General features: G+C 73.0%; 13 protein-coding genes. 1 reads left to right on the top strand and 12 read right to left on the bottom strand.

The annotated features are described in order from the left end of the window. Positions 1-35 precede the first annotated feature (35 nt). The 10 genes from AC5P1B_RS01055 to AC5P1B_RS01010 all read right to left on the bottom strand — a co-directional run bounded on the left by AC5P1B_RS01055 (position 36) and on the right by AC5P1B_RS01010 (position 10,969). On the bottom strand, positions 36-2,180 hold the full coding sequence (locus tag AC5P1B_RS01055) for a GAF domain-containing sensor histidine kinase (RefSeq protein ID WP_493884200.1): 2,145 nt from the start codon (positions 2,178-2,180) through the stop codon (positions 36-38). Positions 2,181-2,305: 125 nt separating this feature from the next. Next, a complete protein-coding gene (locus AC5P1B_RS01050) occupies positions 2,306-2,995 on the bottom strand; it encodes a response regulator transcription factor (RefSeq protein ID WP_493884199.1) in 690 nt (229 codons plus the stop codon). Between the two features lie 86 nt (positions 2,996-3,081). Continuing rightward, entirely contained in the window at positions 3,082-4,221 is a 1,140-nt protein-coding gene (locus tag AC5P1B_RS01045; protein WP_493884198.1) for an NAD(P)-dependent alcohol dehydrogenase, read from the bottom strand. 38 nt (positions 4,222-4,259) lie between these two features. After that, complete coding sequence (locus AC5P1B_RS01040) at positions 4,260-5,816, bottom strand: GMC family oxidoreductase N-terminal domain-containing protein (RefSeq protein WP_493884197.1); 1,557 nt, start codon at positions 5,814-5,816, stop codon at positions 4,260-4,262. Continuing rightward, on the bottom strand, positions 5,813-6,367 hold the full coding sequence (locus AC5P1B_RS01035; protein WP_493884196.1) for a VOC family protein: 555 nt from the start codon (positions 6,365-6,367) through the stop codon (positions 5,813-5,815). The genes AC5P1B_RS01040 and AC5P1B_RS01035 overlap by 4 nt, the downstream gene beginning before the upstream one ends. Then, positions 6,364-6,762 (bottom strand): hypothetical protein, encoded by a 399-nt coding sequence (locus AC5P1B_RS01030; RefSeq protein ID WP_493884195.1) that lies wholly within the window; start codon positions 6,760-6,762, stop codon positions 6,364-6,366. Before AC5P1B_RS01030 ends, AC5P1B_RS01035 begins: the two co-directional genes overlap by 4 nt. Continuing rightward, complete coding sequence (locus AC5P1B_RS01025) at positions 6,759-7,511, bottom strand: cupin domain-containing protein (protein ID WP_493884194.1); 753 nt, start codon at positions 7,509-7,511, stop codon at positions 6,759-6,761. The genes AC5P1B_RS01030 and AC5P1B_RS01025 overlap by 4 nt, the downstream gene beginning before the upstream one ends. Next, positions 7,504-8,703, bottom strand: a complete 1,200-nt coding sequence (locus AC5P1B_RS01020; protein WP_493884193.1) for a sedoheptulose 7-phosphate cyclase — start codon at positions 8,701-8,703, stop codon at positions 7,504-7,506. Before AC5P1B_RS01020 ends, AC5P1B_RS01025 begins: the two co-directional genes overlap by 8 nt. 8 nt (positions 8,704-8,711) lie before the next feature. Next, entirely contained in the window at positions 8,712-9,992 is a 1,281-nt protein-coding gene (locus tag AC5P1B_RS01015; RefSeq protein ID WP_493884192.1) for a 3-dehydroquinate synthase family protein, read from the bottom strand. 440 nt (positions 9,993-10,432) lie between these two features. Then, a complete protein-coding gene (locus AC5P1B_RS01010) occupies positions 10,433-10,969 on the bottom strand; it encodes a phenolic acid decarboxylase (protein ID WP_493884191.1) in 537 nt (178 codons plus the stop codon). Between the two features lie 106 nt (positions 10,970-11,075). Here AC5P1B_RS01010 and AC5P1B_RS01005 point away from each other — a divergent pair, with 106 nt between their 5' ends. Continuing rightward, the gene (locus tag AC5P1B_RS01005; RefSeq protein ID WP_493884190.1) at positions 11,076-11,525 is read left to right on the top strand and encodes a MarR family winged helix-turn-helix transcriptional regulator; all 450 of its coding nucleotides are present in this window, start codon (positions 11,076-11,078) and stop codon (positions 11,523-11,525) included. Between the two features lie 58 nt (positions 11,526-11,583). On the opposite strand, the gene AC5P1B_RS01000 is transcribed toward AC5P1B_RS01005, so the two are convergent. Then, positions 11,584-12,408 carry an alpha/beta fold hydrolase gene (locus AC5P1B_RS01000; RefSeq protein ID WP_493884189.1) on the bottom strand — a complete coding sequence of 275 codons (825 nt, stop codon included), beginning with the start codon at positions 12,406-12,408 and terminating at the stop codon, positions 11,584-11,586. After that, positions 12,408-12,992: a TetR/AcrR family transcriptional regulator gene (locus AC5P1B_RS00995; RefSeq protein WP_493884188.1), complete on the bottom strand. Its 585-nt coding sequence runs from the start codon at positions 12,990-12,992 to the stop codon at positions 12,408-12,410. The genes AC5P1B_RS01000 and AC5P1B_RS00995 overlap by 1 nt, the downstream gene beginning before the upstream one ends. Between the last annotated feature and the right edge of the window lie 276 nt (positions 12,993-13,268).

The raw sequence follows: 13,268 nt of genomic DNA, 5'->3' as shown, positions 1-13,268 counted from the left end.
CCCATAAATGTCGCTAAGCGGTATTTATCCGTCTCTTATGAGTCTGGCGAGTCCCCCGCCTCGGGCACATGAGGCGTGGGTCCCATCGCTGTCCCGATGTCGCCCCGCGACGTGGGACCCGCTGCCGTGGTGGGGGCGGCTGACGCGGGGCGGGAGGGGAAGACCGCGCGGACCACCGTGCCGTCGGTGGTGCTGGTCAGGGTGAACTGGCCGCCGAGTTCGCCGGAGCGCTCCGCCATGGAGCGCAGGCCGACGCCGGTGCTGTGCTCGTGCGCGGGGAAACCGTCGCCGTTGTCGTCGACCTGGACGGTCGCTGTGCCGTCGGCGACGGTGACCGTGGCGCGGGCCTGATCGGCGTGCGAATGCCGTACGGCGTTGTTGAGCGCCTCGGCGGTGATGCGGTATATCGCCACTTGGAGGGCGGCGGGCAGCTTCGGCAGCGGGTCCGGACGCACGGCCACCGAGATCCGCAGTGTCCGGCTGCTGAGGTGCTCGGCCAGCTGCCGCACCGCGCGGGGCAGGTCGGCGCCGTCCAGCGCGGCGGGCGCCAGGCCGTCGGTGATGTGGCGCAGCTCCTCGATCGCACGGCCGATGCCCGCGGAGACGGTACGCAGCGGCGACGCGATGTCCGGCGGCGCGGCCCGGCCCGCCGCGTCGACCTGGAGGCGCAGGCCCGACAGGGCGGGCCCGAGCCCGTCGTGCAGGTCGTGGCGCAGCCGCCGCCGTTCCTCCTCTCGGGCGAGGACGATCTGCTCGCGACTGCTCTGCAGCTCCTCGTACAGCCGCAGCGAGGCGACCGCGGGAGCGACATGGTCGGCGAGGACCTGGACGGCCTCCCGGTCCTGCGGGTCGAGGGCGAGCTCGCCGGGGCGCGGCGGCACGGCCAGCCGCCCGATCTCCTCCCCCTGGTGGCAGAGGGGGAAGTCCTCGGCGACGGGCCCCGGATCGCCGAGCCGGGCCAGCTCGCGGGGGCCGTGGTAGGTGTCCACGGTCACCGCCGCCGCGGTGAGCCCGAGGGTGCCGACGACGGTCGTGCACAGCAGCCGGGGAGCTTCGCCGGGGTCGGGGGCCTTGCTGAGGCGGTCGGCGAGGTCGCGGACCACCTGGTAGGGCTGGGCGCGTGCGCCGTAGTAGTAGCGGTCCACGATCCGCGCCGCCCAGTGGGCCGTGGGGTGCAGCAGGGCGCCGATCACCAGGGCCGCGCAGGCCGGGAGCAGCACCGCGGTGTCGAGGTAGCCGGGCGCGAGGTTCCACAGCAGCAGCCCGCCTCCGACGTACGCCAGGAACAGCACGAAGGTCAGCAGGAGGGCTGTCAGGACGCGGCGGGCCGCCCGGTCCAGGTGCCACGTCCGCTCCCGGGCGTGGAGGTTGCCGAGGGCCACGGGCCAGACGGCCGCGCCGGCGTACTGGGCGGCGATGTGGACGCTGTCGGGGATGTCGGCGTAGGCGCCGAAGTACATCACGGCGACCCACAGGAGGTAGGGCGCGACCAGGAAGTAGTAGCCGCGTACGTACGCTGGTGAGCGGTACCACCGGACCGCCATGACGAGGATGGCCAGGGCGACGGCGAGCGGTGGTACCCACACGACGGCCGGGTCCATGACGGGGGCGGCCCACTGCTGGGCCTGGGCCCACGCCCCGTGGAAGAGCGGGTTGCGCACGTCGTACCAGGTCTCGCTCAGGGCGAACTCGTAGAGCTGCTGCGCCAGGCTCCACAGGGCCAGGACGGCCACGTAGGCCCTGCCCCACCCGCTGGGGAGCCTGCCGTCGGGGAGCCACAGGGGCAGCGTGTACACCACCACCCCGAAGAGCGCGTAGTCGACGACGGCGACGAGGACCACGGCCGTGTACACCACGGGGCCGACGCCGACGAGTGCGGCGGCCAGCGACAGTGCCTCGCCCACCGCGGACATGGCGCCGGTGGACAGCAGCAGCCAGCCCAGGGCGCGCCCGGAGCGGCGGATGATGAAGGCCATGCCGGACAGGGCGAGGCCGAGTCCCAGCAGGATGTTGATGGCCGCGAAGTGGAGCCTGGCCTCCCCCACCGCCGGATGATCGAGGTGGGTGAGGGTGAGGATCACCCAGAGGAGCCCCGACAGCATGGTGGCCACGCAGACGCCGTAGGCCGGAAGCGTGGCGGGGCCCGTTCGCGGCGTCCTCCTCGGCTGCGGTCCGGACATGGTGCGCTCCTCGCCGTCGCTGGCTGGCCTTTCAGTCTGGGCTGCCGGCCGTCCCAGGCGCATGGGACCGCTGTCCCGTCCGGGTCCCGGAAACGCGGCTGGGACCAGGGGTCGGGATCAGGGGGTCAGGCGTCGTCGCCGAGGCCGACGTCCCGCGCCCTGGCGACGGCCTCGGCGCGGGTGGCCACATGCAGCTTCTCGAAGATGTGGGTGATGTGATTGCGGACGGTCTTCTCGGACAGGACCAGTTCGCGGGCGATGCGTCGGTTGTCGAAGCCGCGCGCGATCAGCTCAAGAACCTCGCACTCGCGGGCGGTCAGCACCGGGAAGAGCTGCTCGGCGTCGCGCCGTCTGCCGCTGGTGACCAGTCCTGTCAGGCGGGCGGCGACCCCGGCGCCGAACACGGCGCCGCCCGCGGCGACGGTCCGCACGGCGTGCAGGACCTCGTCGGCTCCGGCGCCCTTGACGACATAGCCGCGCGCCCCGGCCTGGAGCGCGGCCAGCAGGTCACCGTCGTCGTCGGACATGGTGAGGGTCAGGACGGGCAGGCCCGGGTGCAGCTCGGCCAGCTGCCGGATGGCGTCGATGCCGGAGCCGTCCGGCAGGCCGAGGTCCATGATGACGACCTCGGGCCGGTGCCGTGCCACGGTCTCGGGCACCTCGGCGACGGTCCCCGCCTCACCGACGACGATGACCTCGCCCAGGCTCTCCAGGGCGGCCTTGAGTCCGCTGCGGAACAGCGGATGGTCTTCGACGATGACCGTACGGAGCGCGGGCCGATCAGCGACTCCGGGATTTTCACCCTCTTCAGGCACAAAACGACCCTAACAGCGACCTTCGACTCAGAAGGGGATTTTCCGCCTGCTTGATCGAGAGCGTGGGCGAACCTCCGGGGAGCCCGTCAGGACATGGTCAGGACCGGCTTGACGACCCGCCCGTCATGGGCCGCCGCGGCGGCCTCCTCGATCGCCGCGAAGGGAAAGGTCTCCACGATCGCGTCCACCGGAAGCCGCCCCGCGCGGTGCAGGTCGATCAGCGCGGGGATGAAGACGCGCGGCACGACACCCCCCTGGTTCACGCCGACGATCCGCGGCCCCCGGTCGAGCAGCCGCGGTACGTCGAGTCGGACCTCCGTCCCGGCGGGTGGCGCGCCGACCACGCCGCACACGCCGCCGACCGCAAGACCGTCCACGGCCTGCCGCAGGACGTGCGGACGGCCGCTGGTCTCCAGCGCGCGGTCCGCGCCACGGCCGCCGGTCAGGTCCTGGAGTGCGGCTACGGGGTCGGCGTCGCGGGGATCGACCGTGTCGGTGGCCCCGAGCCGCCGGGCCAGGGCGCGGCGCTGGGGCGCCGGGTCCACGGCGATGACGCGGGTGGCGGCCGTGAGGCGGGCGACCATGACGGCGGCCAGCCCCACGGAGCCGGTGCCGAAGACGGCGAGGGTGTCACCCGCTTCGGGGCGCAGCACGTTGAGCACGGCGCCCGCCCCGGTCTGTACGCCGCAGCCCAGCGGAGCCAGCACATGGGGCGGCAGGTCGGCGGGGACGGGCACCACGTCGCGTGCGCGGGCCAGGGCGAGCGTCGCGAACGAGGACTGGCCGAAGAAGTGCCCGTGCAGCGTGTCGCCGGCATGCCGGCCGGTGCCGTGGAGGGTGGGGCTGCCGTCGAGGCGGCTGCCGCCGAAGAGGTTCAGCGCGGGCCAGTGGGCACAGCGCACGGGGTGGCCGGTGTGGCAGGCCGGGCACACGCCGCAGGAGGCGAAGCTCATGACGACGGTGTCCCCGGGCGCGACGGAAGTGACGGCGGCGCCGACGGCCTCGACCTCGCCGGTCCCCTCGTGCCCGAGGACGGCGGGCACCGGGAAGGGGGTGTGACCGGCGCGGACGCTGAGGTCGGTATGGCAGATGCCGGCGGCGCGGACCCGCACGAGGACCTCGTCCGGGCGCGGTGGTCCCACGCGTACCTCTTCGAGGGCGAAATCGCCCCCGCGGTCGCGGACCACGGCGGCGGTGGCCATGGCGGTGGCGGTCGTGTCGGGCATGGTCGTCTCCTCTCGGGATGTGGCTGGGGCGGTGTCACTCACGGCAGGACGCCGCCTTCGCGTGCCGTACGCAGTGCCTGCGCGGCGATGGTCAGGGTCGGGTTGGACGCGGCCGATGACGGGAAGAAGCCGCCGTCGACGACGAACAGGTTGCGCACCTGGTGGCTGCGGCAGTACTGGTCGAGGACCGAGCGCGCCTCGTCATGCCCGGCGACGGTCGTGCCGCACTGATGGCCGGTGGCCTCCACGCCCATCCGCTGCGTGAGGACCAGCGGGTATCCGGCGCGGCGCATCATGCGGGCCGCGCCGCGCACCAGGTCGCGGTGGGCCCGGGTGTTGGTGGGACGTACGCACAGGGTGATGCCGCCGTCCGGGGCGGGCAGTACCCGGTTGCCCGGGTCGGGCAGATCCTCCGACATCACCCACCAGTCGACACTGCGTGCCGCCAGGGCGCCGAGCAGCCGGCGGGGCAGCCGCGGGTGGGCGGCGGTCAGGGCGGCGGTGCGCACCTTGCCCATGAGCTGGAGGTTGCCCAGCGGGTGCGGGGTGTGCTCCCCGGGCAGGTAGAAGTCGTTGACGGCCAGCGTCTTCTGGAAGGTCACCGGGTTGCGGCGGCGCGGGTCGACGGCCGCGAGGACGCTGTTGTTGTGCGTCATCAGGTTGCGGCCGACCAGCCCGCTGCCGTTGGCCAGGCCGCGCGGGTGGGCGGCGCCGCCCGAGCGGAGCAGCAGCGCGGCGGAGTTGATGGCACCGCAGGAGACCACGACCGTGCCGGCCCGGACGCGGACCGTGCGCCCGCCGCGTTCCGCGTCCACCATGGTGACCGTCCGCCCGGTCACATCGGTGTGCAGCCGCACCACGCGGGTGTGGGTGAGCAGCCGCACCGTCGGGGAGCGCAGCGCGGGGCGCAGGGCGCGGGTCTCCGCGTCGCTCTTGGCGCCCACCCGGCACGGGAAGGCGTCGCAGGTTCCGCAGCGCAGGCAGGCACCGCCCGGGCGCAAATCGACGCCGAGCTCGATGGGGTAGGGGTGGAGTCCCTGGTCCTGGAGTCTGCGCGCCAGTTCACTGATGACGGGTTCGTGGTCGACGGGCGGATACGGGTAGGGCGCGGAGCGCGGTGGGGCGGTGGGGTCGGCGCCGTCCTGCCCGTGCACCCGGTACAGCCTTTCGGCCTGGGCGTAGTACGGCTCCAGGTCGTCGTAGCCGAACGGCCAGGCGGGCGAGTTGCCCTCCACCTGTTCGGTGGCCGTGAAGTCGCTCTCCCGCAGCCGGGGCAGGGCGGCGCCGTAGACCTTGGTGGTGCCGCCCACGTAGTAGTGCGCGGCGGGGGTAAAGGACCGGCCCTCGCCGGTTCGCCACGTACCGGCGTTGTGATAGCGGGCTTCGCCGAAGACGGCTTCGGGCGACCAGTTGGCGTCCTCGCGCGGCAGGAAGCCGCCGCGTTCGACGACCAGGACGCGGGCGCCCGTGGCGGCCAGGGCCCAGGCGAGGGTGGCGCCCCCCGCCCCGGACCCGATGATCGCCACATCGGCGTCGTAGTAGTCCAGGTCCTGGCATACGACGGGCGGGGTGCCAGGCCCCCAGATGCCGGTCATGACGCGCCTCCTTCTGGCTGGAACAGGCGGACGGGGGTGGTGTCGTGGAACGGCACGTGAGCGGGCGCCTGGACGAGTTCGATATGCAGGCCGGGCGGTGTCCGCAGGTAGATGAAGCGGGCGCCGGCGATCGGGCCCGCGCTGACGGTCTGCGGCTCACCGAGCGGGTGGACACCGGGCTGCGCGGCGAGATGGCGCAGCGAGGCGTCGAAGTCGTCGGTCCACAGGGCGAGATGGTGGCCGCCCCAGTCGCTGTTGCGCGGGTACACGCGGCGCTGCCCGGGTGCGGAGTACGCGAACAGCTCGACGTTGGTGACCGGGCCGAGGCGCAGCATGGCGATGTGCGCGACGGCCTTGGGGTGGACGCCCAGCTGGCGGGACATCCACGGGCCGTCCGGGTCGTCCACCGGACCGGTCCGGTAGGCGAGTTCGGCGCCGAGTACGTCGGTGAAGAAGGCGACGGCCTCGTCGAGGTCGGGCACGGTGTAGGCGACGTGGTGGACGGCGGTGACGCCGGGAACCAGCGGCTGGTACGGGGTGCGTGAGGTCATGACGGGCTCTCCTTCGTGGGGGTGCGGGCGGTGCTGGGGCTGCGGGGAGGCAGCGCGCGGGTGACCGCGAGAGGGGTGAGGGTGAGGCACAGCAGCTCGGCGCCGCGCGGTCCCGCGGTCAGCCGCAGGTGCTCGCCGTCGGGGGCCAGGACGAGGCCGCGCCCGCTCACCGGGGAGTGGCCATCGGCGGTGACCGATCCGGCCACGACGTACCAGGCGGCTTCTGTGCCGTCCCGGCCGGTGGGCGGCAGGCGGGTGCCCGGGCCGAGGCGTACGTGGTCGAACGCCTCGCACTCGCTGTGCAGCATGCCGCGGCGGGCAAGGCAGCGGATGCTCGTGCGTTCGGCGCCGGGACCGAGGCGGACGGACGGACGGTCGCCGGAGTGGACGATCATTGGTGGTCTCCATCCGGTACGGCCAGGACGGCGTGGAAGTACTCAAGACCGTGCGGCCCGGCGCTCAGCTCCGCCGACGTGCCCAGGGGCAGGGTCAGCGCCGTGTCGGGGGCCAGCGCCACCTCGCAGCCGGTGGTGCGCGCGGTGCCGGTGCCGCCGGTGACGAACACGGTGTGCTCCTCGCCGTCCGCGCGCAGGACGGCGCGGTCCGCGGGCGGCAGGTGGACGAGGCGGACCGTGCGCAGCGGGCCGGTCAGCACGGTGGAGGCGTCCACGGGTCCGGTGGTGCGCAGGTCGGGGATGACGGCGCTGCGGGCGGTGGCCATGGGGAACTCCTCGGAGGCGGTACGGGCGTTGGCGGTGGCCGTGGGGTGCGGGGCGTTCGTGGGGTGCGGGGCGGGAAGCTCGATGACGAACCAGGCGAGCGGCTCACGCCCGGTATTGCGCAGGGCGTGCCGGGTCCCGAGGCCCGTCAGGACGGTGTCGCCCGCCCGGACCGGGTGCGGCCGGCCGTCGAGGGAGATCTCGCCGCGCCCGGAGAGCAGGAAGTACAGCTCCTCGGTGCGGGAGTGCAGGTGCTCCCCGCTGACACCGCCGGGCGGCAGCCAGGCCCACTCGACGGCCTCCCAGCCGCCGTGCAGGCCCGTGCGGCGGGCGAGGCACATCCAGCGGGACAGCCCCGTGGAGGCGTGCACACCGTGGACGTCGGCGGGGGCGCGCACATCGGCGACGACGACTGCTTCACGCATGGGACGCCTCCCCCACGGACAGGTCGTGGGCGGCGCGGGCCAGTTCGCCGGTCGTCACGTCGTTGACGAACACGGCGTCCCCGATGCCCACGGGCAGGGGCAGCCGCTGCTTTCCGTCGCGGTGCCGGACGGTGTCGGCGAGGGCTTCGCTCAGCACACCTGGTTCGCACAGCGGATGCCGGACCGGCAGGGCCAGGGCGCGCATGACGTGCAGGACGCGGTCGCGCTGGGCGGTGGTCAGCAGCCCGCGCCGCCAGCCGATGACGGTGGTGAGTGCCATGTCGATGGCGACCGCCTCACCGTGCAGCAGCGACGGCAGGGCCCGCATCTCCAGCGTGGGGCTGAAGGAATGGCCGTAGTCGACCACACGTTCCAGCCGGTGCTCCCACAGGTTGTCGTGGAGCTCTTCGAGCATGCCCTGGACCGCCGCGCCCAGCACGTCCTGGGCGGTCTCCCGGAGCGCTCCCGTGCCCTGGAAGCGGTCGGCGACGAGGTGCGCGCCGTGCCGGGCGAGCAGATCGAACAGGGATGAGTCCTTGATCAGTGCGATCTTGAGGATCTCGGCCATGCCGTTGCTCAGATGGCGCGCGTCCAGGGTGGCGAGGAAGCCGGGGTCGAGCAGGGTCTCGGTGGCCGGGTGGTAGGTGCCGAGCCGGTTCTTGCCGCTGCCGAAGTTGACGCCGGTCTTGGCCCCGACACCGGCGTCCACCAGCCCGATCAGGGTGGTCGGCACGCGCACGTACGGGGTGCTGCGGCGGTACAGGCCGCAGGCCAGGCCGACGATGTCGAGCAGCACACCGCCGCCGATCGCGACGACCGGCTCACGGCGGCGGTCAAGACCGAACCGGTCCATGGCCTTCACCACGGAGAACACCGAGTCCATGGTCTTCAGCCGCTCATGGGCGGGCAGTACGTGGATCGCGTACTCGTGCGCGCGCCGGGCCTCGCAGTAGGCGCGTATCCGGTCGCCGTACAGCGCGTCGACGCGCTCCTCGACCACCAGCAGGGCCCGGGCCGGGCCCGGTTCCCCGGCGGTGGCTCCCGCGCTCGCGAGGGCGCCGTTGTCCGGGGCGAGCACATCCGGTGCGAATCTGACCTGGTAGCTGACGGGCTTGGCGGTGCTGACGGTCCAGCCGCGTGCCGGGGTTCCGTGGGTGAACAGCCCATGTGGGGCTGCGAGCTGGGTGGACATGGTTCTCCTCACAGGGACGGAAGGGATGGAAGGGTGGGAAACAGATCGGTCGTACGGGGGGCCGGGCGAGAGCCGGGGCGCGGTTCGGCGCGCGGTTCGGCGCGCGGGGTGATCACGTCGAGTGCCGCGGCCAGCACGTCGTCATCGACCTCGGTGAGCATGCGGCCGCGCACCATGTGGGGGTGGCCGAGTTCTTCGAGCATCACCATCCGGGTGGGACCGGAGTACGGGGCGGGCACCGGTCCCGGTGCGCGGCCGCGCCGGATCACGCTGACCACGTCGGCGGCGGCAGCCGGGGCGGGCAGCACCCGGGGCGCTCCCCAGCGGGCCATCAGCTCGTGGTGCGCCCGCTCGGCGGCCGGGTCCAGCAGGCCGAGGAGTACGGCGATCCGCGCGGCGACGAGCATCCCGAGCGCTGCCGCGTCCCCGCGGGTCAGCCCGGTGCCGAGCGCCAGCAGGGCGTCAGCGACGGTGCGCCCGTAGTGGAACGCCATGGCCGGGCCCTGCTCGCGCGGGTCGTAGTACATGAGCGTGGCCCGGATCTCGGCGCTCAGCGCGACAGCGCGTGCCATCAACTGCGGCTCGAAGCCGGTGGTGTCCGGTCGGAGCAAGCCGCCGACGACGTCGTAGAAGGCGGGGCTGACCGCCAGCACGTTCCTGACCAGCGCGGCCAGGCCCGAGCGAAGATCCTCCGGGGGCAGGGTGCGCAGCAGGTCCAGCTGAGCCCAGACGAGGGCGGGGGCCAGGCCGGGTGTAGCCGGGCGCTCCAGCGTCAGGGCGGAGTCGGTCATCGCCCGCACTGTCGTCGGCACGACGAGCATGCGGGGGCGGCCACCGGCGCGGGCGGCCAGCCGGGCGGCGGCGTCGATGACGCTGCTGCCGCCCAGGGCGACGACGACCGAACCCGGTGCGGGGGTGACGTCCCAGGCCGCGTCCGCGGTGGGCGCCTCCAGCTCCCGCACGGGAGCGACGACAGCCAGTCGGCGCAGTACCCGGGCACGGTGGTCCGCAGGCAGTCCCGACCGCCTGACCAGCAGAAAGACGTCCGGTGCCAGCCCGGCTGCGATCCGCGTCAGCTCCTCCCACGCCTCGTCCCCACCGCGTACGAGGACGGGGTAGTGGACGCTGCCGGAGAGGATGGCCCGGTCGATGGCGATCCGCGCGGTGGGAGCGACGGTACCGGTGCCAGGGGTGGCGGCGGGCGCGGTCGCGGTGGGCGCGTTCGCGGTGCGGGTGGTCGTGATGGCGGGACGGGTGGTCGTGATGGCGGTGGTGGTGGAGATGGCCATGAGATGGCTCGTTCCGTTGTGCTGTCGGAATCTGTCTCCACAAAGGTCGGCCGCCCGGTGTCCCAGGGGCATGAGGCGGTGGCCCTCTTACGAGCCCGGGCCGCGCCCCACCGGCCAGGTGGGGCAGCGGTCCCGCGGTCAGGTGCTCGTGGGGGCCGGGCCGGGACATCCGGGATGGCAAGTGGCGAGCCGCGTCACGCGGCGATGCGGCGCGGGAAGGTGCGCTGCGGGAAGGTACGGCAGCGGGCAGGCACGGCAGCGGTCATGCGGGGTCGCGGGCACGCCGCGCGCGTCGGTGAGTTGGCCTGGGGGACAGCGGGCTGGGCACGGGCCCGCGAGGTCCGGCCGTCCGTCGCCACGGCCGGGCCGGAGGGCCTCACGGCGCCGGACCGCGGCGGTGATCGGGGCGCTGTCCGGTGCCGCGAGGGGGGAAGCCAAGCTCAGTTGGCCTGGTCGGCCCAGCCTTCGGGCAGGTCGGACGGGGCGACGGAGATGACCTCTTCGTCGTCCTCACCGACGTACTCGAAGCGGGTGATCCTGGCGAACTCGGGGACCGTGAAGATCGGGTACGTCGGCCCCTTGTCGCGGTACGCGCGCATCTCGTCCAGATGGTCGTTCTGGAAGAGCACGGTGCGCTCGCCGTACTCCTGTATCCAGTGCGGGAAGAAGATCACGCCGTGCAGGACCCGCTCGGCGGGGACGACGTTGACGCTGACCGAGGTGCCGGTCGGCTCGTTCCAGGAGACCTTGTAGACACCCTGGGTCAGCATGACCAGATCGACCTCCTGGCCCTTGACCCACCGGCCGCCGACGTGCCCGGTGTGGATGCGGTAGTCGATGGTCGTCGCGTTCTTCACGTACATCTCGTACTGCCAGCCGTTGGCGTACGTGTAGATGAAGCGATGGCCGACGATGCCGGACAGATCCTGCTCCGGCACGGGGCGCTCGACGGTGGTGGGTGCTGCGGTCTTCGACATGGTGTGGCTCCTCGGACGTCAGCGGACAGGCCCCCCTCTCTTTATTTTGCATCAAAATAGTTTTGCTACAAAATCAATGCTGTCGGGCGTGCGGCAGACTGTCGCCATGGACACTGCCGCGGCCGAGCTGGCCAGACTCCTCGGGCCGCTGCGGCGCGCCATCCTGCGCGCGACCCGCAGCGCCGAGGACCTTCCCGATCTCCCCGAGGCGCAGATCGAGTTGCTCCGCGTGCTCGCCGACGCCGACCGGATCAGCCCCCGGGAAGCCGCCGCCCAGCTGAGGATCGCCCCTTCCACGGTGAGCAATCTCGTACGGGCGGCGACCGCGTCCGGACTCATCGAACGCACCGCCTCCCCGTCCGACCTGCGCACCGTGGAACTCCGGCCCACCCCGGCCGCGCTCGACCTGCTCGCCCGCTACGACCGGGCCAGCGCCGCGATCCTCGCCGAGGCCGTAGCCCGCCTCGGGAAGCCGGACGCCCAGACGATCAACCAGGCCCTGCCCGTCCTCGGGCGGCTCCTCGGCGAACTGGAGCACCGGGGCGGCGCCGGTTAGCGCGCACCCGGTGGATCATCGTGCGCCGCAGGGCGCCGGGGCCTGGTGTCGCGCGGGTTCAGGCCAGGACCGCCAGCAGTTGCCTGGCGAATTCCCTCGGGTGCTCGGTGCAGCCGACGTGCCCGCCGGGGAACTCCACGAGCTCGGCGCCGAGCAGCCGCGCCAGCCGCTCGGCCGGCCCGTAAAGCGGCAGCAGGTCACGCGAGTCCCGCCCGGCCGCCGGAACCAGCCGGTCCGCGACGCCCCGCAGCGCGGCGACGTCCGGGACAGTCGCCGTGAACGGGCACAGGACGTGCTCCAGGAAGACGGGGAGGTTGGCGTGCATCCGGGGGGCCATCTCCTGGATCTCGGGCGGCAGTTCGGTCGCCCTCTCCGCCGGGCGCTCCCCCAGCCCCTCGCTGAAGCGCGCCATCGCGGGACCGGCCCCCTCCTCGCGGAAGATCTCGCGCACCTCGGCGAAGAGCGCCCGGTGCGGCGCGGGGTCCTCCAGCATCTCCAGCAGTGGCGGTTCGTGCGCGACCACGCGGCGCAGCCGCTCCGGATGCCGGGCGAGCAGGTCGAGCGCGACGATGGCGCCCGAGCTGCTGCCGAGGACGCGCGCGGGCTCGGCGGGCGAGAGGAGCTGGAGCAGTCGGTGCGCGTCGTCGCTCCAGACATCCACGCGCTGGTCGGTGAGCGGACCGTCGAGGGGGCTGCGGGACAGGCCACGCGGGTCGTAGGAGACCACGGTGTACTGGGCGGCGAGTTCGGTGGCCATTCCCTCGTAGAGTCCGGCGTCGGCGGCGCCGCCAGGGATCAGCAGCAGGAGGGGTCCGCTGCCGCGCTGTTCGTAGTGGAGGGTGGCGCCGGGAACGGTGAGGGTCCCGGCCTCGGGCTTGTCCATCAGGGGCTTTCCTCGTCGTGTGGTGGCCAGCTCTCCAGGAGCACGTGGAGGGCGCCGAGTGAACGCGTCCAGGACTCCGCGACGTCGCGGGGATGTCCGAAGCCGCCGCCCAACTCCAGCTGGATGTAGCCGTGGAAGGTGCTGCGCAGCAGGCGGCCCGCGTCGGTCAGATCCGGTTCGGCGAGGCCGTAGGCGCGCAGCATGCCGTAGGTCAGCTCGACGCTGCGGCGGAAACCGGCGGAGTCGGCGACGTCCTCCGGGTCGAACCGCAGCTGGGTCGCCGCGTAACGGCCGGGATGCGCGAGGGCGTAGTCCCGGTAGGCGTTGGCGAACGCGACGAGCGCGTCCTTGCCCGCCCGGCCCGCCACGGCGTCCGCGATGCGGTCGGTCAGCTCCTCGCTGGCCAGCAGGGCGACCCGGACCCGCAGGTCCCGCAGGTTCTTCACATGCGAGTACAAGCTGGCGTCCTTGACGCCGAAGCGCCGCGCGAGCGCGGACAGCGTGAGCTTGTCGAGCCCCGCCTCATCCGCCATCTCGGCGGCCGCCTCCGTCAGTCGGGCAGCGGTCAGCCCTGCGCGCACCATGCGGCACCTCCTTGCGCTCCGGGAATCAAACAAGCCATAACCTAATAGCTCTAGGTTCTAACCTAGAGCAGCTAGGGCACTTCGTAAAGCCGCCACGCGACGCCACAGCGACCGGCTGTGGCCGCTGTCCAGCGGAGACCGCCGCGGAAGCGAACGAGGCAACGGCGCGGCCGTGGCGCGAACGAACGGTGCGGCGGGAGAAAGGAACCGCGCCGATTCGGCCAACCCGTGTTACACGCAGGTAACACGGGTGCGGCATCTTTATGGCCGCACAAG

It is taken from the genome of Streptomyces sp. A01 (assembly GCF_059026195.1).
The sequence above is the reverse complement of the archived record's forward strand: the minus strand, read 5'-3'. Positions and strand labels throughout refer to the sequence as shown.

Excerpts from the sequence above, each read along its gene's own strand:
- AC5P1B_RS01045 (WP_493884198.1), bottom strand. The coding sequence starts at position 4,221 with ATGCCCGACACGACCGCCACCGCCATGGCCACCGCCGCCGTGGTCCGC.
- AC5P1B_RS01015 (WP_493884192.1), bottom strand. The coding sequence starts at position 9,992 with ATGGCCATCTCCACCACCACCGCCATCACGACCACCCGTCCCGCCATC.
- AC5P1B_RS01030 (WP_493884195.1), bottom strand. The coding sequence starts at position 6,762 with ATGATCGTCCACTCCGGCGACCGTCCGTCCGTCCGCCTCGGTCCCGGC.
- AC5P1B_RS01040 (WP_493884197.1), bottom strand. The coding sequence starts at position 5,816 with ATGACCGGCATCTGGGGGCCTGGCACCCCGCCCGTCGTATGCCAGGAC.
- AC5P1B_RS01000 (WP_493884189.1), bottom strand. The coding sequence starts at position 12,408 with ATGGACAAGCCCGAGGCCGGGACCCTCACCGTTCCCGGCGCCACCCTC.
- AC5P1B_RS01010 (WP_493884191.1), bottom strand. The coding sequence starts at position 10,969 with ATGTCGAAGACCGCAGCACCCACCACCGTCGAGCGCCCCGTGCCGGAG.
- AC5P1B_RS01035 (WP_493884196.1), bottom strand. The coding sequence starts at position 6,367 with ATGACCTCACGCACCCCGTACCAGCCGCTGGTTCCCGGCGTCACCGCC.
- AC5P1B_RS01020 (WP_493884193.1), bottom strand. The coding sequence starts at position 8,703 with ATGTCCACCCAGCTCGCAGCCCCACATGGGCTGTTCACCCACGGAACC.
- AC5P1B_RS01055 (WP_493884200.1), bottom strand. The coding sequence starts at position 2,180 with ATGTCCGGACCGCAGCCGAGGAGGACGCCGCGAACGGGCCCCGCCACG.
- AC5P1B_RS01025 (WP_493884194.1), bottom strand. The coding sequence starts at position 7,511 with ATGCGTGAAGCAGTCGTCGTCGCCGATGTGCGCGCCCCCGCCGACGTC.
- AC5P1B_RS00995 (WP_493884188.1), bottom strand. The coding sequence starts at position 12,992 with ATGGTGCGCGCAGGGCTGACCGCTGCCCGACTGACGGAGGCGGCCGCC.
- AC5P1B_RS01005 (WP_493884190.1), top strand. The coding sequence starts at position 11,076 with ATGGACACTGCCGCGGCCGAGCTGGCCAGACTCCTCGGGCCGCTGCGG.